Source organism: Burkholderia sp. FW306-1C-G01B, from assembly GCF_058781685.1.
Window position 1 is genome coordinate 115295 of sequence record NZ_JBYSWZ010000010.1, and the last position, 20900, is coordinate 136194.

The 20900-nt window shown below is 66.6% G+C and carries 20 protein-coding genes; 11 read left to right on the plus strand and 9 right to left on the minus strand.

Annotation, left to right across the window (positions count from 1 at the left end; genetic code table 11):
- Nucleotides 1–209 precede the first annotated feature (209 nt).
- Nucleotides 210–644: a DUF1841 family protein gene (locus tag AC3WLY_RS20855; RefSeq protein WP_034184813.1), complete on the plus strand. Its 435-nt coding sequence runs from the start codon at nt 210–212 to the stop codon at nt 642–644.
- 99 nt (nt 645–743) lie between these two features.
- On the opposite strand, the gene AC3WLY_RS20860 is transcribed toward AC3WLY_RS20855, so the two are convergent.
- Complete coding sequence (locus AC3WLY_RS20860) at nt 744–1103, minus strand: c-type cytochrome (RefSeq protein WP_034184812.1); 360 nt, start codon at nt 1101–1103, stop codon at nt 744–746.
- Between the two features lie 40 nt (nt 1104–1143).
- Nucleotides 1144–1503, minus strand: coding sequence for a c-type cytochrome (locus AC3WLY_RS20865; protein WP_175962842.1), 360 nt, complete (start codon nt 1501–1503; stop codon nt 1144–1146).
- A gap of 245 nt (nt 1504–1748) precedes the next feature.
- Here AC3WLY_RS20865 and AC3WLY_RS20870 point away from each other — a divergent pair, with 245 nt between their 5' ends.
- From AC3WLY_RS20870 to AC3WLY_RS20890, 5 genes are all read left to right on the plus strand, one after another.
- Complete coding sequence (locus AC3WLY_RS20870; RefSeq protein WP_034184811.1) at nt 1749–2591, plus strand: AAA family ATPase; 843 nt, start codon at nt 1749–1751, stop codon at nt 2589–2591.
- Between the two features lie 26 nt (nt 2592–2617).
- Entirely contained in the window at nt 2618–3793 is a 1176-nt protein-coding gene (locus AC3WLY_RS20875) for a vWA domain-containing protein (RefSeq protein WP_034190734.1), read from the plus strand.
- Nucleotides 3794–3850: 57 nt separating this feature from the next.
- Nucleotides 3851–5065: a benzoate/H(+) symporter BenE family transporter gene (locus tag AC3WLY_RS20880; RefSeq protein ID WP_175962841.1), complete on the plus strand. Its 1215-nt coding sequence runs from the start codon at nt 3851–3853 to the stop codon at nt 5063–5065.
- Nucleotides 5066–5245: 180 nt separating this feature from the next.
- Complete coding sequence (gene tal / locus AC3WLY_RS20885; RefSeq protein ID WP_492309840.1) at nt 5246–6199, plus strand: transaldolase; 954 nt, start codon at nt 5246–5248, stop codon at nt 6197–6199.
- A gap of 241 nt (nt 6200–6440) precedes the next feature.
- Nucleotides 6441–6893: a VOC family protein gene (locus AC3WLY_RS20890; protein ID WP_492309841.1), complete on the plus strand. Its 453-nt coding sequence runs from the start codon at nt 6441–6443 to the stop codon at nt 6891–6893.
- 89 nt (nt 6894–6982) lie between these two features.
- Here AC3WLY_RS20890 and mctP read toward each other — a convergent pair whose 3' ends face one another.
- The 3 genes from mctP to AC3WLY_RS20905 form a co-directional block, all read right to left on the minus strand.
- Nucleotides 6983–8533, minus strand: coding sequence for a monocarboxylate uptake permease MctP (gene mctP, locus AC3WLY_RS20895; RefSeq protein ID WP_072440813.1), 1551 nt, complete (start codon nt 8531–8533; stop codon nt 6983–6985).
- The gene (locus tag AC3WLY_RS20900) at nt 8530–8772 is read right to left on the minus strand and encodes a DUF3311 domain-containing protein (protein WP_310138769.1); all 243 of its coding nucleotides are present in this window, start codon (nt 8770–8772) and stop codon (nt 8530–8532) included. The genes mctP and AC3WLY_RS20900 overlap by 4 nt, the downstream gene beginning before the upstream one ends.
- Before the next feature lie 199 nt (nt 8773–8971).
- Nucleotides 8972–9889 (minus strand): class I SAM-dependent methyltransferase, encoded by a 918-nt coding sequence (locus AC3WLY_RS20905; protein ID WP_492309842.1) that lies wholly within the window; start codon nt 9887–9889, stop codon nt 8972–8974.
- A gap of 299 nt (nt 9890–10188) precedes the next feature.
- On the opposite strand from AC3WLY_RS20905, the gene AC3WLY_RS20910 reads away from it, so the two are divergent.
- Together AC3WLY_RS20910 and AC3WLY_RS20915 are read left to right on the plus strand one after the other, a co-directional pair.
- Nucleotides 10189–10992, plus strand: coding sequence for a hypothetical protein (locus AC3WLY_RS20910; RefSeq protein WP_425132615.1), 804 nt, complete (start codon nt 10189–10191; stop codon nt 10990–10992).
- A 189-nt stretch (nt 10993–11181) separates the two neighbouring features.
- Entirely contained in the window at nt 11182–12984 is a 1803-nt protein-coding gene (locus AC3WLY_RS20915) for an alkaline phosphatase D family protein (protein WP_492309843.1), read from the plus strand.
- A 101-nt stretch (nt 12985–13085) separates the two neighbouring features.
- Here AC3WLY_RS20915 and AC3WLY_RS20920 read toward each other — a convergent pair whose 3' ends face one another.
- From AC3WLY_RS20920 to AC3WLY_RS20935, 4 genes are all read right to left on the minus strand, one after another.
- A complete protein-coding gene (locus tag AC3WLY_RS20920; protein WP_492309844.1) occupies nt 13086–13562 on the minus strand; it encodes a DNA-deoxyinosine glycosylase in 477 nt (158 codons plus the stop codon).
- Entirely contained in the window at nt 13562–14161 is a 600-nt protein-coding gene (locus AC3WLY_RS20925) for a chorismate--pyruvate lyase family protein (RefSeq protein ID WP_072440946.1), read from the minus strand. Before AC3WLY_RS20925 ends, AC3WLY_RS20920 begins: the two co-directional genes overlap by 1 nt.
- Before the next feature lie 8 nt (nt 14162–14169).
- Complete coding sequence (gene htpG, locus AC3WLY_RS20930; RefSeq protein WP_175962837.1) at nt 14170–16068, minus strand: molecular chaperone HtpG; 1899 nt, start codon at nt 16066–16068, stop codon at nt 14170–14172.
- Between the two features lie 159 nt (nt 16069–16227).
- Nucleotides 16228–17685, minus strand: a complete 1458-nt coding sequence (locus AC3WLY_RS20935; protein WP_492309845.1) for an aminotransferase-like domain-containing protein — start codon at nt 17683–17685, stop codon at nt 16228–16230.
- 231 nt (nt 17686–17916) lie between these two features.
- Here AC3WLY_RS20935 and AC3WLY_RS20940 point away from each other — a divergent pair, with 231 nt between their 5' ends.
- From AC3WLY_RS20940 to AC3WLY_RS20950, 3 genes are all read left to right on the plus strand, one after another.
- Nucleotides 17917–18609, plus strand: coding sequence for a VOC family protein (locus AC3WLY_RS20940; RefSeq protein WP_492309846.1), 693 nt, complete (start codon nt 17917–17919; stop codon nt 18607–18609).
- A gap of 46 nt (nt 18610–18655) precedes the next feature.
- Nucleotides 18656–19564, plus strand: coding sequence for a DMT family transporter (locus AC3WLY_RS20945; RefSeq protein ID WP_034184796.1), 909 nt, complete (start codon nt 18656–18658; stop codon nt 19562–19564).
- Between the two features lie 152 nt (nt 19565–19716).
- Nucleotides 19717–20898: an aminotransferase-like domain-containing protein gene (locus AC3WLY_RS20950; protein WP_175962834.1), complete on the plus strand. Its 1182-nt coding sequence runs from the start codon at nt 19717–19719 to the stop codon at nt 20896–20898.
- Nucleotides 20899–20900: the final 2 nt, after the last annotated feature.

A 20900-nucleotide genomic window follows, 5' to 3' on the forward strand; every position in this document is an offset into this window, starting at 1 on the left:
CCGTTTCGCCGACCCGGTACGGAGCGGCCGCAACCGGCTGCGGATTCAACCGGTCATCGCCGCCCGCACCGCCAGGCAGTCCGCCCCGCTGCCGCTTGCCGCGCCAACCGCTCCAGCCCGCCGCCGGGCCGTCTCCAGCGCCGTCCGCCGACCCGGCGTACAATGCGCGACGCGGCACGACGCCGCCCGAATCACGACGTTCCCCCACCATGTTCAATCCAAGCCGCGACGAAGTGCGTCGCTTTTTCACCGAGACCTGGCGCAAGCAGCGCGCGGGCGAGATCCTGACGCCGCTGGAAGCGATGGCGGCCGACTGGATCGTCGAGCATCCCGAGTACCACGCCGAACTCGACGATGCCGACGGCGCGGCCGCGCGCAACTACACGCCCGAGGAAGGCCGCACGAACCCGTTCCTGCATCTGTCGATGCATCTCGCGATCAGCGAGCAGTTGTCGATCGACCAGCCGCCCGGCATCCGCGCCGCGCACGACAAGCTGGCGGCGAAACTCGACTCGACCCACGACGCGCAGCACGCGATCATGGAATGCCTCGGCGAGACGATCTGGGAAGCGCAGCGCACCAACACGCCGCCCGACACCGACGCGTACCTGCAGCGCATCCTGCGCCGCGCGTCGCGCGACTGAGCGCCGCGGCGCCGGCACGCAGCCCCCGGGCCGCGGACAAAAAAATACCCCGCCTCGGCGGGGTATTTTTGCTGCGCGGGCCCGGCAGGCCCGTCGCGCTTACTTCTTGAACACGAGATCGGTCTCTTTCAGCGATTCGATGTAGGCCGCGATGTCCTTCATGTCGCTGACCGACAGGCTCTGCACCTGCGCCTGCATGATCGCGTTGTTGCGGCCGATCAGCGGGTTCGTCAGGCCCATCTGGTACTGGCGCATCGCCCACACGAGGTAGTCGGCATGCTGGCCGGCGAGGCGCGGATATTCGGCGTTGATCGGCTTGTTCATCTGCGCGCCGTGGCAGGCCGCGCAGTTGTGCGATTCGACCAGTTCCTTGCCCTTCGTGGTGTCCGCTGCGTGCGCGGTACCGATCGCGAGGCCGGCCGCCAGTGCAACCGCCGCCGTCTTGAATGCGTTGTTCATGAATGCTCCTGTCCCGCCGGAGAGATCGGCGGCGCGCGCTTTACTTGTAGGGATTGTCCTTCGTGTCGGCCTTCTGGGCGGCGTAGTAGGCCGCCAGATCCGCGATGTCCTGGTCCGTCAGCGAACCGGCGACCGCGTTCATCGACGGGAAATGACGATCCTTCTTGCGGTAGGCCTTCAGCGCGTTCTCGAGGTATTGCTGGTTCTGGCCGCCGAGGACAGGCACCCGGTAGACCTCCGGGTACGCCGCGCGGTAGTCCTGGATGCCGTGGCAACCGATGCACGTGGCGGCCTTGCTCGCCCCGTCCTTCGGGTTGCCGACCACACCGGCCGCCTGCGCGCTGCCCGCGAGCGCCACGAGCGCTGCGACAACGACGTGTTTGCCGACGAATTTGTTCATAGCTCTTGTAACCTAGCTTGAGGGGAAACTGGCGCCTAAGCGGCAACGGCCCGCGCCGTTTTGCTTATCGGATCGCCACGCAGGCCAAAAAAAACGGCCAGATTGTACCGCGTCGGCGGGGAACGCGTCCACCAGGCGCCCCGGTCCGCCCCGCCACAGCCCCGCTACGATACGCGGGCGCGGCCCAACCGCACAGCCCTTCTGACTTATACTGGGTTTTTTTCCCGAGAAAGAAGAGCGCCGCCATGCGTTTCGAAGGGTCCTCGCACTACGTCGCCACCGACGATCTGAAGCTCGCGGTCAATGCCGCGCTGACGCTGCAACGCCCGCTGCTGATCAAGGGCGAGCCCGGCACCGGCAAGACCATGCTCGCCGAGGAAGTGGCCGCCGCGCTCGACATGCCGCTGTTGCAGTGGCACATCAAGTCGACGACGAAGGCGCAGCAGGGCCTGTACGAATACGACGCGGTGTCGCGGCTGCGCGACTCGCAGCTCGGCGACGAGCGCGTGAAGGACATCTCGAACTACATCGTCAAGGGCGTGCTGTGGCAGGCGTTCGACGCCGAGCACCCGAGCGTGCTGCTGATCGACGAGATCGACAAGGCCGACATCGAATTCCCGAACGACCTGCTGCGCGAGCTCGACCGGATGGAATTCCACGTGTACGAGACGCGCGAGACGGTACGCGCGAAGCACCGCCCGCTCGTCATCATCACGTCGAACAACGAGAAGGAGCTGCCCGACGCGTTCCTGCGCCGCTGCTTCTTCCACTACATCCAGTTTCCCGACCCGTCGACGATGCAGAAGATCGTCGCGGTCCACTTCCCCGACATCCGCGAGGAGCTGCTGCGCGCGGCGCTCGAGAGTTTCTTCGAATTGCGCGGCGTGTCGGGCCTGAAGAAGAAACCGTCGACGTCCGAGCTGCTCGACTGGCTGAAGCTGCTGCTCGCCGAGAACCTCCCGGCCGATGCGCTGCGCGGCACGGACGCGAAGCAGATCGTGCCGCCGCTCGCGGGCGCGCTGCTGAAGAACGAGCAGGACCTGAGCCTGCTCGAACGGCTCGTCTACATGAACCGGCACAACCGGTAATCGTCCCCACCCGCGAAGGCCCGGCCATGCTGCTCAATTTCTTCTACGCGCTGCGCGCAGCCAAGCTGCCAGTCTCGGTGAAGGAATACCTGACGCTGCTCGAATCGCTGAAGGCCGGACTGATCTCGCCGTCGATCGACGCGTTCTACTTCCTCGCGCGGATGACGCTCGTCAAGGACGAGCAGTACTTCGACAAGTTCGACCAGGCGTTCGGCGCGTATTTCCACGGCGTGTCCGCGCTGCCGTCCGAAGCGTTCGACATTCCGCTCGACTGGCTCGAGAAGCGCCTCGAGCGCGAGCTGTCGCCGGAGGAAAAGGCGCAGATCGAAGCGATGGGCGGGCTCGACAAGCTGATGGAGCGTCTGAAGGCGCTGCTCGACGAGCAGAAGGAACGCCACGAAGGCGGCAACAAGTGGATCGGCACGGGCGGCACGTCGCCGTTCGGGCATGGCGGCTACAACCCGGAAGGCGTGCGCATCGGCGGCCCGTCGAACGGCAACCGCACCGCGGTGAAGGTGTGGGAAGCGCGCGCGTACCGCGACTACGACGATTCCGTCGAGATCGGCACGCGCAACATCAAGGTCGCGCTGCGGCGGCTGCGCCGCTTCGCGCGCGAAGGCGCGGCCGAGGAGCTCGACCTGCCCGGCACGATCCGCAGCACGGCCGCGAACGCGGGCTGGCTCGACCTGCGGATGGTGCCCGAGCGCCACAACAACGTGAAGGTGCTGATGCTGCTCGACGTCGGCGGCTCGATGGACGACCACATCAAGCGCACCGAAGAGCTGTTCTCGGCCGCGAAGGCCGAATTCAAGCACCTGGAATTCTTCTACTTCCACAACTGCGTGTACGACCACCTGTGGAAGAACAACCGCCGCCGCCACTCGGAGCGCACCGCGACGTGGGACGTGCTGCACAAGTTCACGCCCGACTACAAGCTGATCTTCGTCGGCGACGCGACGATGAGCCCGTACGAAGTGCTGCAGCCCGGCGGCTCGGTCGAATACAACAACCCGGAAGCCGGCGCCGTATGGCTGCGCCGCCTCGCCGACCAGTTCCCCCATCATGCATGGCTGAACCCCGAGCCCGAGCGGCTATGGGAATACCGGCAGTCGGTCGCGGTCATCCGCGACCTGCTCGGCCATCGCATGTATCCGCTCACGCTCGCGGGCCTCGAAACCGCGATGCGCGCACTCAGCAAGTAACGCATCCAACCAGCAGACACGAAGGCCGCGTCCAGGCGGCCTCCTCCCGGAGATAGCATGAACCCCTCGCCCACCGCGAGCGCGGGCCGCGCCGGCGGCCGCCGCTTTTTCGCCGACACGTCCGTCTCGGCGCTCGTCGCCGGCTTCGTCGCGATGATGACCGGCTACACGAGTTCGCTCGTGCTGATGTTCCAGGCCGGCCGCGCCGCGCACCTCAGCGATGCGCAGATCTCGTCGTGGATCTGGGCGCTGTCGATCGGCATGGCGCTGACGACGATCGGCCTGTCGCTGCGCTTTCGCGCGCCGGTCGTCGTCGCGTGGTCGACGCCCGGCGCCGCGCTGTTGATCGCGTCGCTGCCCGGCGTGCCCTACGCCGACGCGATCGGCGCGTTCGTCGTGTGCGCGCTGCTGCTGACGGCCATCGGCGTGAGCGGCCTGTTCGACACGCTGATGCGCCGGATTCCGGCCGGCATCGCAGCCGCCTTGCTCGCGGGCATCCTGTTCGAGATCGGCATCGAGATCTTCCGCGCCGCGCAGTTCCAGACCGCGCTCGTGCTCGCAATGTTCTTCACGTACCTGATCGTCAAGCGGCTCGCGCCGCGCTATGCGATTCCGACGACGCTGATCGTCGGCACGGCGGTGGCCGGCGGCCTCGGCCTGCTCGACTTCAGCCGCTTCCACGTCGCGCTCGCGCAGCCCGTGTTCACGATGCCCGCGTTTTCGATCGCGTCGATCGTCAGCATCGGCATTCCGCTGTTCGTCGTCGCGATGGCGTCGCAGAACGTGCCGGGCATCGCGGTGCTGCGCGCGGACGGCTATCGGACGCCGTCGTCGCCGCTGATCGCGACGACCGGCCTCGCGTCATTGCTGCTCGCGCCGTTCGGCTCGCACGGCGTGAACCTCGCGGCGATCACCGCCGCGATCTGCACAGGCCCCGAAGCGCATGAAGATCACGCGAAGCGCTACACGGCCGCCGTGTGGTGCGGCACGTTCTACCTGGTCGCCGGAGTCTTCGGCGCGACGATCGCCGCGCTGTTCGCGGCGCTGCCGAAGGCGCTCGTCGTGTCGGTCGCCGCGCTCGCGCTGTTCGGCTCGATCATGAGCGGGCTCGCGAACGCGATGCAGGACGTGAAGCAGCGCGAAGCCGCGCTCGTCACGTTCATGGTCACCGCGTCGGGCCTCACGCTGCTGTCGATCGGCCCGGCGTTCTGGGGGCTCGTCGCGGGGATCGTCACGCAGGTGATCCTGAACGCCCGGCGCCCGGCGGCGTGACGCGGCTCGCCGCCCGCTGCGGCGGTTGCCGTGCCCACTCCGGGGCACCCCAAAACGTGCCCGACACGAATCGGGCCTAAAATGATGGATCGAAAGCGGCGCCCGGTGCCGCTTCGCTTCGCCGCCGCGCTCGCGCGGCCCGTGAGAACCCGGCGCCCCGCGCCCTTCTTCCGAATCGCCATGACTACCGCACTCGACCAGCTGAAGCAGTACACGACCGTCGTCGCCGACACGGGCGACTTCCAGCAGCTTGCGCAATACAAGCCGCAGGACGCGACCACGAACCCGTCGCTGATCCTGAAGGCCGTCCAGAAGGATGCGTACAAGCCGATCCTCGAGAAAACCGTCCGCGATCATCGCAACGAAAGCGCCGACTTCATCATCGACCGCCTGCTGATCGCGTTCGGCACCGAGATCCTGAAGCTGATCCCGGGCCGCGTGTCGACCGAGGTCGACGCGCGCCTGTCGTTCGACGCGAAGCGCTCGATCGACAAGGCGCACGAACTGATCAAGCTGTACGAAGCAGCAGGCATCGGCCGCGAGCGCATCCTGATCAAGCTCGCGTCGACGTGGGAAGGCATCCGCGCGGCCGAGGTGCTGCAGAAGGAAGGGATCAAGTGCAACATGACCCTGCTTTTCTCGCTCGTGCAGGCCGCCGCGTGCGCGGAAGCCGGCGCGCAACTGATCTCGCCGTTCGTCGGCCGCATCTACGACTGGTACAAGAAGCAGGCCGGCGCGGAATGGGATGAAGCGAAGGACGGCGGTGCGAACGACCCGGGCGTGCAGTCGGTGCGCCGCATCTACACGTACTACAAGACGTTCGGCTACCACACCGAAGTGATGGGCGCGAGCTTCCGCACGACCAGCCAGATCATCGAACTCGCCGGCTGCGACCTGCTGACGATCAGTCCCGATTTGCTGCAGAAGCTGCAGGACAGCAACGAGACGGTTTCGCGCAAGCTGTCGCCGGAAGCGCTGCAGGACAAGCCGGCCGAACGCGTGGCGATCGACGAGGCATCGTTCCGCTTCCAGCTGAACGACGAAGCGATGGCAACCGAAAAGCTCGCCGAAGGCATCCGCGTGTTCGCCGCCGATGCGGTGAAGCTCGAGAAGCTGATCGACGCGCTGCGCTGAAGCGTGCCGCGCGTCAGCGGCTGTCAGCAATACTGACAACAGCCGTCAGCAAGCGCGCCGCAAACGGCCGCGAACGTGATGTTCGCGGCCGTTTTATTTTTCATTCCATCGTCAAGCACGCGCACTACAATCCACGTCACGGGTGCGCCGGCCGCCTCTCGACGTGCCCCTTCCCAGTCAATCTTGCACGACGCCGAACCCGCGCCGACGCGCGGGCCCGGGCTCATTACAGGAGACAACGATGCAAGTTCAACCGTACCTGACGTTCTATGGTCGCGCCGACGAAGCCCTTCGATTCTACGAAAAGGCGCTCGGCGCGAAGACGATGTTCAAGATGCATTTCAAGGATGCGCCGCCGAATCCCGAACACGCGATCACGCCCGAGATGGCCGACAAGGTGATGCATGCGAGCTTCACGATCGGCGACTCGATGATCATGTGCTCGGACGGCGACTGCAGCCAGCCGGCCGGCACGCACGCCGGATATTCGCTGTCGCTGAACCCGGCGACGGTCGAGGAAGGCAGGAAGCTGTTCGATGCGCTCGCCGACGGCGGCGAAGTGACGATGCCGTTCGGCAAGACGTTCTGGGCGCTCGGCTTCGGGATGGCGAAGGACCGTTTCGGCGTGCACTGGATGGTCAACGTCGAGGATCTGTCGCAGCGCGAGGAACTCGCGAAACGCGCGCAGGGCTGACGTAAAAAAACGCCCGCCGCCTCACGGTGGCGGGCGTGTTCGTTGTTGCGTCGCGCGAGCCGCGGCAGGCGGCCACCGCGCCGCCCGCGTCAGCCTTCGACGACGTCGAGATAATCCTCCGGCCGCGTGCGATCCTCCGCATGCGCCATGCCCATCACGCGCACCAGCACGCTCACCACGATCGACACCACGAGGTTCACGATCAGCGACCACACGGCCGCGTAGCCGGGAATCGCGAGGCCGAACAGGTGGATCGTGAAGATCGAGCTCGCGAGCTTCAGCGACACCGCCATCCACGTGCCGCACACGATGCCGGCCGCCCAGCCGATCAGCAGGCCGCGATGGTCGAGCAGGCGCGTGTACAGGCCGAGCACGATCGCGGGCAGCGTCTGGATGATCCAGATCCCGCCGAGCAGCTGCAACTGGATCGCGTAGGTCAGCGGCAGCCCGAGGATGAACGCGACCGCGCCGACCTTCACGATCAGCGAAGTGAGCTTCGCGACGTGCGTCTCCTGGTCGTGCGTCATGTTGCGGTTGATGAACTCGCGGTGGATGTTGCGCGTGTACAGGTTCGCGGCCGCGATCGACATGATCGCCGCCGGCACCAGCGCGCCGATGCCGATAGCCGCGAACGCGACGCCGACGAACCACGACGGAAAATACTCGAGGAACAGCGCGGGCACCGCGAAGTTCGGGCCGAACGCCTTGAAGTACGGCGCGTATTGCGGCATGTCCTTCACGCCCGCCGCAAGCGCCATGTAGCCGAGCAGCGCGAGCAGGCCGAGCACGAACGAGTAAGCGGGCAGCATCGCCATGTTGCGGCGGATCGAGTTGCCCGACGACGACGACAGGATGGCCGTGACCGAGTGCGGATACAGGAACAGCGCGAGCGCCGAGCCGATCGCGAGCGTCACGTACGCGCTGTAGCCGTTCAGGCTCGCCGCGTCCGGCGCCTTCAGCAGCAGCTTCGCGGGCGGCACGTGAGCGAAGATCTGTCCGAAGCCGCCGAGCTTCGCGGGAATCACGATGACCGCCGCGGCGATCGTGATGTAGATCAGGACGTCCTTCACGATCGCGATCATCGCGGGCGCGCGCAGCCCCGACGTGTACGTGTACGCGGCGAGGATCGCGAACGCGATGATCAGCGGCAGGTCGCCGACGAAGCCGGTCGTGTCGAAACCGAGCGCGCCGATCACCACTTCGATGCCGACGAGCTGCAGCGCGATGTACGGCATTGTCGCGAGGATGCCCGTCACCGCGATCGCGAGTGCGAGCATCCGGCTGCCGTAGCGCGCATTGACGAAGTCGGCGGCCGTCACGTAGCCGTGCCGCTTCGCGATGCTCCACAGCTTCGGAAACACGACGAACGCGAACGGATAGATCAGGATCGTATAAGGCAGCGCGAAGAAGCCCATCGCGCCGGCGCCGAACACGAGCGCGGGCACCGCGACGAACGTATATGCCGTGTAGAGGTCGCCGCCGAGCAGGAACCATGTGACGATCGTGCCGAAGCGGCGTCCGCCGAGGCCCCATTCGTCGAGATGGGCGAGATCGCCGCGCCGCCAGTTCGCGGCCAGGAAACCGATGATCGTGACGCCGATGAATAGCAGGACGAAGACGAAGGTTGCGCCGAGATTCATCGCGCACCTCCTTGCGGGCCGCTCGCCTTCCACGCGTTCTTGGTCTTGAAGTACACGAACGCGGTGATCGCCGCGCTAATGAAGACCCACAGCAACTGGTACCAGTAGAAGAACGGAAAACCGAGCCATTGCGGTTCGATCTTGTTGTACGACGGCACCCAGACCATCGCGATCAGCGGCAGCACCAGCAGCCAGAGCCAGCGCTTGGCGGCTCGATTGGCGTCGGCATCGTGAGCCATGACGTCTCCTCATCTTTCCCGGTTATCGATCTTGTTGAGCGGGTACGGCGGCGAGAGGAGCGGCAAAACGGGTAGGCTGCGGCTCCGCTGGCTTCGCGCCAGTATAGGAGCCGCGAGCACGCGGTCAAGCGGGGGCGAACCCGAGGTGATCCGCCCCTTGTCGCGCGGCTGCACCGGCATGCCGCCGGCGCATGAAGCGTCAGATCGCGAACGAGGTGTCGCGTGCGCCGATCGTTTCTTTCAAAGCTTTCACCCACTTGCGCGCGGGCAGCTTCAGCGTGTCCTCGATCAGCTTCGCGCGTGCGTCGAGCTGCGCGAACGGCACGTCGAGCGCGGGGCCCGAGAACGCGATCGCGATCCGGTTGCCGTCGTGCACTTCGGGCAGCGCGATCACGCGATGATCGAACGCCGCGTTCAGGTGCTTCATGTTGCGCACGAAGCTCGGATGATCGCCGAACAGGTTGATCGTCGCGATGCCCGCGCCGGCGAGGCAGCCGCGCACCGCGCGGTAGAACGCGACGCTGTCGAGCACGGGGCCGCGCGCGGTCGCGTCGTACAGGTCGATCTGGATCGCGCCCGTCGTGCCGCGATTGGCCGGATCGTTGACGAAATCCCAGGCGTCGGCTTCGTGCACGGCAAGGCGCGCGTCGTCGGGCGGCATCGCGAACATCGTGCGCGCGGCGACGATCACGGCCGGGTTCAGCTCGACGGCCTCGACTTTCGCATGCGGCAGGAAGCGGTGCGAGAACTTGGTCAGCGCGCCGGTGCCGAGCCCGAGCTGGACGATCCGCTCGGGCGTTTCGAGGAACAGCAGCCACGCCATCATCTGCTGTGCGTATTCGAGTTCGATATGCAGCGGCTTCGAAATCCGCATCGCACCCTGCACCCATTCGGTGCCGAAGTGCAGGAAGCGCACGCCGCCCTCTTCGGAGAACGTGACGGGCGCGAAGCGCGGCTTGCGCGGCGCTTCGAGCACGGGCACGTCGTCGTGTTCGTCGATTTCCGGGCGGCGCTTCACACGCGGCGGCTGGAGTTTTTCGGAGCCGTTGTAGGAGGACGGCTTGCCTTGCTTGAACGCACGCGCCTCGGCGGACGCGCGCTTGATCAGTCGGGTCATGATTGAATCTCTTTGGGTGATGCCGGATGAGCGGACGAGAGGATAGCATTGGTGCGGGGTGGCGGCCGCCGAGACGGATCGCCCCTTGCGCTCCGTCGACCGACCGACGTGCAACCGCGCTCGGCGTGAACGATAATGCATCGCATCGGCGTCAGAGGAAGTTGCCTGATGAAGACCGCCACCTTTCCGCCCGTCCACGTCGAGCCGCAACGGCTCGCTGCTACGACGAGGGACCACATGGCCTCGAACGACAAGAAGAGTTGCTGGAATGGCTCATACTGGAAAACCTGGAGGTTTCAATGGCCGATCACGACAGACAACATCCACTACGCCCGTTCCTGAAAAACTGGGTTTGGGAGCACGGTCGAATCGGGACTCGCTATCTGGACTGCGTCGATGGCGAAATCAAGTTCGATGAAGGCAAGAAATCGCATTTCGCTGCCGAGAAATATATCTACGTGCCCCTGGGTAAGAACGCTGACGACGATGCATCTGCGGATGGTCCTGCGATCCACGAGTCGGGACTCGCCCGCTTTTTGCGGGCTGCGCAGTTGGGCACGCCAGAGGAAGCCGGTTCCGTAGCGGAGGTTCAGCGCGCAGTGCAGGACTGCGTGGAGATCGGCATGTTCAGCGCGTATCAATGGGAGGCTCGAAAGGCATTTGCCCGCTACGCGCAGGAACCCATGTTCGAGGACGAGATCCGCGCGGCGGTTGTCGACGACATTCGGCGAATTTACGTCGGCATGAGAGAGCAGCTGGCGCTGTACGATTTCAGTGTGCTCTACGGCTTGCCCACGCCGCTGCTGATCAGCGATACACCCTTCATCGACTGGCGCGTGATCGCCAGTCCGGCACTTCCGTTCGTATCGCTTCCGCTGGGACCTTACTGCCTGCTGGTAGGCGCGCCGTCGGGCAGGAGTAGCCGAGTCGGCCCGGTGGTCTGGAAGGCCGCTGCCGCGATGGGTCCATTGAAGGACCACAACCGTCGGATCGAGGAGCACGCACGTCTGTGGCTGGTGGCGACCACCGATGACCAACTCGTCGCTGCACAAAGTCGCATTGCCGCGGCCATCGGCGCCAAGCGAGGCGATGCGAAGCCCTGACCCGTGGAGTCGAGTCGTGGCGCGGCAGCTTCGGGTTGGGTTTGTCTGTTGCCGCTCCTTTCGATTTCGCAACCGGCCGTTCGGCGCGGAGCAGTCGAACGGCACTGAAGGTTCGCGAGGCACGATCGCGTACTGCTGCATCGCGACGCGCCTCTCCTGGCATCCATAGTATGTCGATCGGGAGGATCGATGGATCGACGCCATTTCCTCAAGTCGTCGACCTTTTTCACGATTGCGGCAGCCACCGGTACGCTTGGCGTTCCGCGGTCGGTCCTGTCTGCCGGCACAGTGCGCAAAGGCCGGTATCGGTTCCCGCAGGGCGTCGCCAGCGGTGATCCGCGCGATCGCTCCGTCGTGTTCTGGACGCGATGCGTGCCCGTCTTCGAGGGCGCGCGGCACCGCGCAAAAGGCGTCGCGCACACGGTACCGTTACGGCTCGAGGTATCGACGCGGCCGGATTTCTCGGCTCTCGTCGCCAGCGTACCGTTGAGGGCACGCGCCACCTATGACTTCACCGTGCGCGCGAAGCTCACGGAGCTCTCACCGAATATCACGTACCACTACCGGTTCGTCGCCGGCGACGACGTGAGTGCCAGCGGCGTCGCGCGCACGGCTCCGGATGCCTATGAGGCCAACGACCGCGTTCGCTTCGCATGGCTCACCTGCCAGGACTGGAGCATCAATCACTGGCAAGCCATGAGCCTGCTGGCAGCCGAAAGCGATCTCGATTTCGTCGTGCATGTGGGCGATTACATCTATGAAACGGTTGGGGCCTCGAGACCAGGCTCGGTCGAGGCGGCGCATCCTCCGCTGCGCCTGCCTGACGGAAAGCCTCTCGCCGATGGTCGCGTGTATGCCGATACACTCGAAGACTATCGGACGCTCTACCGCACCTATCGTACCGACCCGCGCTTGCAGACGCTGCACCGGCGCCTGCCGATGATCGCGATATGGGACGACCACGAATTTTCCGACGACTGCTGGCAGGATCATCAGGTCTACACCAACGAGGAAAGGCAGGAGACGCAGCGTCGCCGCAACGCCAGTCGCGCATGGGCGGAGTACATGCCGGTGGACTGGAGCGACGTGCGCTTCGAACCGGACAATCCGTCGTACACCAACATTCGTATCTATCGCGAATTTCGCTTCGGCATGCTGATGCATCTCGTGATGACGGACGAGCGGCTGTATCGCGACGACCATGTCGTAAGCGAGGCGGCTGTCGCGCGCGCACACGGGCACGACCCGGTCAATGGCGATGACGCAGCCGGCTCGCGCTACTTCGTCAACCAGAATGTGCTGCAGCGCTTCGAGGCGCGGGATACCGCGCAGCTTGGTCGCGCGCCGTCGATGCTCGGCCCGGAGCAGACGCAATGGTGGAAGGCCACGCTAAAGGGTTCGCCTGCGACCTGGAAGGTGTGGGGCAACGAGGTGATGTTGAACCGTCTGTGGGCCGTGATGCCAGGCGCGCCGAAGACACCGGCAGCACGCCTCGTGGTCGATTGCGACGCATGGGACGGCTATCCGGCGCACGAACACGAACTGCTCTCATACTTGAACGAACAGGAGATCCGCAACGTCGTCGCGATCAGCGGGGACCTGCATGCGTTTCAGTGTGGCGTCGTGCGGGACGACCCCGACGCGGAAAAAGGTACGCCCGTGGCCGTCGATTTCGTCTGCGCAGGCATCAGCAGCGCGTCCTTCTATTCCTACCTGAAAGCCGCATGGAGCGGCACGCCGCTTGCGTCGCTAGCCGCCACCCCGGCCAAACTCGACACCTTCCTGATGACGAACAACCCCGACCTGCGCTACGCCGACCACGACGCACAGGGTTATGCGTCGGCCACCGTCACGCCGGAGCGTTTTTCCGTGGTGTTCAACAAAGTGAGGCCGTTGAACCCGGACGGCACCGCGCCCGCGGATGCCCTGCTCGACCGCACGCGGCTGACCGTGCCCAAGGACTCGGTCGAGGTACGCGTCGAGCGTTTCTAGCTTCACGCTTCAGCGAAGCGCGCATGCTCGCGCAGCGCATCGAAGTCATTCGAACTGGTTGAGGTTTGGGCTGATTTGACGCTCGGAGACCACCCATGCAATCAGGATTCGACTTCGCGCCAACGCAGCAGCTTTTGCTCGAACGAAAGCGAAGCATTTGCCGGGCTCGAAGACGGCAGAACGAGCGTTTCGTAACCGGCGGCGCCGATCAATTCAGCAAACCGCCCCGCCGTCTTGCCGTTGAAGCAGACCTTCTTCAGCAACGGCGCATGCTCACGCAACGAGTCGAAGTCGTTCGGCTTCGCATTCCGAATCGCCGAATCGAGACTGCCTTCGCGATGGCACGCGGCGAGCACGTCCCAGATGCCGATGCCGTGCTTCAGCACGCGTTCGAGCCGCGCATCGTAATCGAGCGCGTGCAGTTCCGGCTCACGCAGAACCGCCCCCAAAAGCCGCCAGAACTGGTTGCGCGGATGCGCGTAATACTGCGCGGCATCGAGCGATGCCTCGCCCGGAAAGCTGCCGAGGATCATCGTATGCGTATTCGGCCCGACCACCGGCCCGAAGCCCTGCAGCATCACGCGCCTCCGCCCTGGCCGCCCGAGCGCGGCCCGTCGCCATGCGCGTCGAGATGACGCCACAGCGCCGGCAGCATGCACTCGGTGACCATCAACGGTTTGCCGTGACGCTGGAACACCGAGCGCCGCGCCACGAACGCGTGCGGCGCTCGCGCGCCTGCGCCAAGCGCATGGCTCGCGAGCGCATACAGCGGATGGCCGGCGATCACGCGCCGGCTGACGAGCGCCGAGCGCTCGACCTGCGGATCGCTGTACAGCAGCTCCGCCAGCGGCCGCGTGCGCAGCCGCCGCATCGCCTGCCATACGCCCTTGCTTGCGGCGAGCGGCGCGATGCTGTGCGCGGCGACGTACGGCGTACCGTCGACCGACAGGAGCACCTCGCGCACCCACATCGGCGCGCGCGGCGAACTGGCGAGCGCGTCGGGCTCGTCGAACCACGGACAGTCGACGGCCTCGCGCGTCACGCGCACGTTCACGCGGCCGAGCCGCGCGAGATGCGCGGTCAGCGATCCGCCGCGCGTCAGCCAGTCGCGCTGGTCGAGCGTGCAGCCAGGCCGCGGCGTCTCGCGCCAGCCGGCCTGACCGCCGTCGAATCGCATACGAGCGTTCACGCGGCGCGCGACAGCAGCAGCGCGTTGGTCCGCTTCACGAAGCTCGCCGGATCGTCGAGCATGCCGCCTTCTGCCAGCAGCGCCTGGTCGAACAGCAGATGGCACCAGTCGCCGAAATCGGCGCTGTCGGCGTTCAACTGCTTCACGAGCGCATGCTCGGGGTTGATCTCGAGGATCGGCTGCATCGCCGGCGCGTTCTGGCCGGCCGCCTTCAGCATCCGCTGCAGGTAGCCGCTCATGTCGTTGTCGTCCGCGACGAGGCACGACGGCGAATCGGTCAGGCGGAACGTGACGCGTACTTCCTTCACCCTGTCGCCGAGCGCTTCCTTCATCTTCTCGACGACGGGCTTGATCGCCTCGCCCGCTTGTTCCTGCGCCTTCTTCTCTTCGTCGTTCAGTTCGCCGAGATCGAGGTCGCCGCGCGCGACGCTCGCGAGCGGCTTGCCGTCGAACTCGTTGAGGAACGACAGCATCCATTCGTCGACGCGGTCGGTCAGCAGCAGCACCTCGACGCCCTTCTTGCGGAACACCTCGAGATGCGGGCTGTTCTTCGCGGCCTGCCACGTATCGGCCGTCACGTAGTAGATCTTGCTCTGCTCGGGCTTCATGCGCGACACGTAGTCGGCGAGCGACACGTCCTGCGCATCGGTGTCGCCGTGCGTCGACGCGAAGCGCAGCAGCTTCGCGATGCGCTCGCGGTTCGCGTGATCCTCGCCGAGGCCTTCCTTCAGCACCTGGCCGAACGCGCCCCAGAACGTCTTGTACTTTTCCTTGCCGGCATCCTCTTCCGCGTTCGCGAGCTCTTCGAGCATCGACAGCGCGCGCTTCGTCACGCCTTCGCGGATCGCCTTCACGTCGCGGCTTTCCTGCAGGATCTCGCGCGACACGTTCAGCGGCAGGTCGGCCGAATCGACGACGCCCTTCACGAAGCGCAGGTATTGCGGCAGCAGTTGCTCGGCGTCGTCCATGATGAACACGCGCTTCACGTACAGCTTCAGGCCGCCGCGATAGTCGCGGTTCCACAGGTCGAACGGCGCGTGCGACGGCACGAACAGCAGTTGCGTGTATTCGCTGCGGCCCTCGACGCGGTTGTGCGTCCACGCGAGCGGATCCTGGTGGTCGTGCGCGACGTGCTGGTAGAACTGCGTGTACTGCTCGTCGGTGATGTCGCTCTTCGAACGCGTCCACAGCGCGCTCGCCTGGTTGACGGTCTCGTCCTCGTCCTTCAGGACCATCCCGCCCTTTTCCTGATCCCATTCTTCCTTCTGCATCAGGATCGGCAGCGCGATGTGGTCGGAGTACTTCTGGATGATCGACTTCAGGCGGTGCGACGACAGCAGCTCGTCCTCGCCTTCGCGCAGATGCAGCGTGATCGTCGTGCCGCGCTGCGCGCGCTCGATCGCGTCGATCGTGAAATCGCCCTCGCCCGCGCTTTCCCAGCGCACGGCTTCGTTCGCCGGCAGGCCCGCGCGGCGCGTCTCGACGGTGATCTTGTCCGCGACGATGAAGCCCGAGTAGAAGCCGACGCCGAACTGGCCGATCAGCGCCGCGTCCTTCTGCTGGTCGCCGGACAGTTTCGTGAAGAATTCCTTGGTGCCCGAACGCGCGATCGTGCCGAGGTTCGCGATCGCCTCGTCGCGGCTCATGCCGATGCCGTTGTCGTCGATCGTGATCGTGCGCGCGGCCTTGTCGTAGCCGATGCGGATGCGCAGGTTCGGATCGTTCTCGTACAGCGCGTTGTCCGCGAGCCCCTCGAAACGCAGCTTGTCGGCCGCGTCGGACGCGTTCGACACCAGTTCGCGCAGGAAGATTTCCTTGTTGCTGTAAAGCGAATGGATCATCAGGTGGAGGAGTTGCTTGACCTCTGCCTGAAAGCTCATCGTTTCATGTGCCATGGATATTGTTTCCTCTTACTTGAACTTGAATGGTGTGGCGCAGGCGGCCGGCGCGCGATGCCGCGAGGCCCGCGCACGGACGACCGCCCGGCGCCGGCGGTTCGCGCGCCTATCTGGGGCCGGCGCACCCGATTTCAAGGGCCGGCGTGCCGCGCCGCGTCACGACGCGCGCCGCACCGCCGAATCGATGTAGCGCGCGAGAAACCCCGGCAACGCCGGATCGCCGCAGTTCGCGACGTTGAAGCGTGTCCACGTCGACGGCGACTGCTGCGGCGAAAACAGGCTGCCGGGCGTCAGCAGGAACCCCTCTTCGTGCGCGGCGGCCGCGAGCGCGTCCGAATCGACCCCCGTGTCGGCCCATAGGAACATCCCGGCCGCCGGCATCGCGAAGAGCCCCAGCCCGGTGCGCTCGAGCATCCGCGCGGTCTTGTCGCGCACGCCGTCGAGCCGCGCGCGCAGCCGTTCGACATGGCGCCGGTAATGCCCCTCGGTCAGGATCTTGTAAAGCACGCGCTCGTTGAGCTCGGGCGTCGTCATCCCGACCAGCATCTTCTGGTCGGTGACCGCCTTCGCGATTTCCGGCGCGCACGCGACGTAGCCGACCCGCAGGTTCGCCGCGAGCGTCTTCGAATAGCTGCCGAGGTAGATCACGCGCTTCAGCTGGTCGAGGCTCGCGAGCCGCGTGGCCGGATAGCTCGGCGGGCACAGGTCGCCGTACACGTCGTCCTCGACGACGAGGAAGTCGTACGCCTCCGCGAGCTTCAGGATCCGGAATGCCTGCGCGGCCGATAGCGACGTGCCGGTCGGGTTCTGCAGCACCGAGTTGATCACGAGCATCTTCGGCCGCCACATCTGCACGAGCGTCTCGAGCGCGTCGAGATCGGGGCCGTCCGGCGTGTACGGCATCCCGACGAGCTGTGCGCCCTGCGACGCGAAGCGGCCGAACATCTGGAACCACGCGGGATCGCCGACGATCACCGCGTCGCCCGGCCGCACGTAGATCCGCGAAATCAGGTCGATCGCCTGGGTGATCCCCGATACCAGCACGAGCTGGTCGGGCGTCGCGCCGATCTCGACCTCGGCAAGGCGCGTCTGCAGTTGCTGGCGCAGCGGCAGGAAACCCTGCGCGGTGCCGAAGCCGAGCATCTGCGCGCCGGACTGGCGCCCGAGCGCGCGCAGCGCGCCGGTGATCAGCTCGCCGTCGAGCCAGCGGCCCGGCAGGTAGCCGAGACCGGGCCCCTTTTCCGGGCTGACGGTGTGCAGCATGTTGCGCAGCAGCCAGACGACATCGATCGTGTTGTGCACGGGCGCGGCTTCGGATACGCGCGCCACGTTGTCGCCCGGCTGCGGGCCGGCCGTGCGCTCGCGCACGTAGAAGCCGGAGCCGCGCCGCGAGTCGAGGTAACCCTGTGCGACGAGGCGCTCGTACGCCTCGACGACGGTAAAGCGCGACACGCTCTTGTCGAGCGCGAGCTTGCGGATCGACGGCATCCGCATGCCGGGACGGAACACGCGTTCGTCGATGCGCCGCCGGGCCCACTGGACCAGCTGGTCGACGAGCGTGAGCGTGGCCGTATCGTGCGGCACGGGAATCTGGGCGAGTGGAACGGTGGACATGGGGCGGCAACTCCAACTGTACCGAAGGCTATCGCGCCGATTGTACCGTTACTGTGCCGGTGCCGACGATTACAGTTGACCGCGATGGCGACCGTGCGGCCGCCGTTCCGGCCCCGCCGCACCTGGAGCCGCGCCGGCCGGCCTGATCCGCGGCCGGTGCGCCGGCCGGTCCGGCAACCGCCCGGCGCAACGCCCGCCTACCATGACACTTTCGCTCCCCGACCGACGTTCATGCCAGCCCGTTCCCTGACACTCGACCATCTCGTGATCGCCGCGCGCACGCTCGACGAAGGCGTGCGCCATGTCGCCGACGCGCTCGGCATCGAACCGGCCGGCGGCGGCCGCCACCCGCTGATGCGGACCCACAATGCGCTGTTCGGCGCATGGGGCGGGCTCTACCTCGAAGTGATCGCGATCGACCCCGATGCGCCCGCCCCGGGCGACGGTGCAGGGCCGCCGCGCGCGCGGCTGTTCGGGCTCGACGATCCGGCGATACACGCCCGGCTCGCGCAGGGCCCGTTTCTCGCGCACTGGGTTGCGCGCGTCGACCGCCCGCGCCAGCTCGTGCTGTGGCAGAGCCAGTACCCGGCCCGCATCCCACCCGTCGTCGCGATGCGGCGCGGCGACCTGAGCTGGGGCCTCACGGTGCCCGACGACGGCGCGTTTCCCGCATGGCAGGGTGCGGGCGACGGCCTCGTGCCGTCGCTGATCCAGTGGGACAGCCCGCACCACCCGGCCGAATCGCTGCCGGACGACGGCGTCGCGCTGAAGGCGCTCAAGGGTATCCACCCGCGTGCGGACGCGATCCGCGAGCAGCTCGACTGGCTCGGCGCCGCCCACCTGCTCGACCTGGAAACCGGCGACGGCCCGCCCGCGCTGGTCGCCGAATTCGATACGCCGCAGGGCGCACGCACGCTGCGCTGAAAGCCCGTCCATTACAACCACCCTGCAATTCGGAGACACCTTCGACATGAATTCGCGCGAAACCCGGGGCATGCTGCTCGGCCTGATCGGCGTGATGATCTTCAGCCTGACGCTGCCGATGACGCGCATCGTCGTGTCCGAACTCAATCCGCTGCTCAACGGGCTCGGCCGCGCGCTCGCCGCCGCCGTGCCGGCTGGCCTGCTGCTGTGGTGGCGCCGCGAGCCGCTGCCGACGCGCGCGCAGCTGAAAAGCCTCGCGATCACGTCGGCCGGCGTGATCATCGCGTATCCGGTGTTCTCCGCGTGGGCGATGAAATCCGTGCCGGCCTCGCACGGCGCGGTCGTCAACGGGCTGCAGCCGCTGTTCGTCGCGTTGTATGCCGCATGGCTGTCGCACGAGCGGCCGTCGAAGGCGTTCTGGGCCAGCGCGGTGGCCGGCAGCGCGCTCGTGATCGCGTTCGCGCTGCGCGACGGCGGCGGCACCGTGCAGGCCGGCGACGCGCTGATGCTCGTCGCGGTCGGCATCGGCGCGCTCGGCTATGCGGAAGGCGCGCGCCTCGCGCGCCAGATCGGCGGCTGGCAGGTGATCTGCTGGGCGCTCGTCGTGTCCGCGCCGTTCCTCGTGCTGCCGGTCGGCTGGCTCGCGTGGCTGCAGCATGCCGCGCATCCGGGCCCGCTCGCGCTGCGCACGTGGCTCGCGTTCGGCTACGTGACCCTTTTTTCGCAGTTCATCGGCTTCTTCGCGTGGTACGCGGGGCTCGCGATGGGCGGCATCGCGCGCGTCGGCCAGGTGCAGCTGCTGCAGATTTTCTTCACGATCGCATTTTCCGCGCTGCTGTTCGGCGAAACGGTCACGCCGTCGACGTGGCTGTTCGCGGCCGCCGTGATCGCCACCGTGGTGCTCGGGCGCCGCTCGGCGGTCGCCACCGCCGCGCAACCGGCTCGCGCCGGCTGAACAGGTGCGCCATAATGGCTGTTTTGCCTGATCGGTTTTGCCCACCCAGCCGCGAAGGCTCGACCGCGCTCGCGCATGCCTACCCGGAAGCGTCGAAGCGATCCGCCCGAACGACCTTTCTTGACTGACCACGATATCCGAACGAGGAGACTATGAATCCGAGCGACCTGCATCCGCCGCACTGGCAGCTTTCCGAACGCGCCCGCAAGCTGACGAGCTCTGCGATCCGCGAGATCCTGAAGGTCACGGAACGCCCCGAGGTCATCTCGTTCGCCGGCGGCCTGCCCGCCCCCGCGACGTTCCCGGCCGAGCGCATGCGCGCCGCCGCCGACCGCGTGCTGCGCGACGCGCCGGCCGCCGCGCTCCAGTACAGCGCGACCGAAGGCTACCTGCCGCTGCGCGAGTGGATCGCCGAGCGCTACAGCGTGCGCGTGTCGCAGGTGCTGATCACGACCGGCTCGCAGCAGGCGCTCGACCTGCTCGGCAAGGCGCTCGTCGATCCGGGCAGCCCGATCCTCGTCGAAACGCCGACCTACCTCGGCGCGCTGCAATCGTTCTCGCTGTACGAGCCGCGCTACGTGCAGGTGCCGACCGACGAGCAGGGCCTGCTGCCGGAAGGCCTCACGCCCGAACTCACGCAAGGCGCGCGCCTCCTGTACGCGCAGCCGAACTTCCAGAACCCGACCGGCCGCCGCCTGCCCGTCGAGCGCCGCCGCGCGCTCGCCGCGTTCGCGCAGTCGAGCCCGTTCCCGGTGCTGGAAGACGATCCGTACGGCGCGCTGAACTACCGCGGCGAGCCGCTGCCGACGATGCTGTCGATGGCGCCCGACCACGTCGTGCATCTCGGCACGTTCTCGAAGGTGCTCGCACCGGGCCTGCGGATCGGCTACATCATTGCCCCCGAGGAACTCCACTTCAAGCTGGTGCAAGCCAAGCAGGCCACCGACCTGCACACGCCGACCCTGACGCAGCGCATCGCGCACGAAGTGATCAAGGACGGCTTCCTCGACGAACACATCCCGACGATCCGCGAACTGTACAGCGCGCAATGCGACGCGATGCTCGGCGCGCTCGCGCGCCACATGCCGGAAGGCGTCACGTGGAACCGCCCGGAAGGCGGGATGTTCATCTGGGTGAACCTGCCCGCGCAGATCGACAGCATGAAGCTGCTCGCCGCGGCCGTCGACAACCATGTCGCCTTCGTGCCGGGCGCGCCGTTCTTCGCGAACGACGCGCAGCAGAACACGCTGCGCCTGTCGTTCGTCACGGTGCCGCCCGAGAAGATCGAGGAAGGCGTAGCGCGCCTCGGCAAGCTGCTGCGCGAGCGCCTCTGATC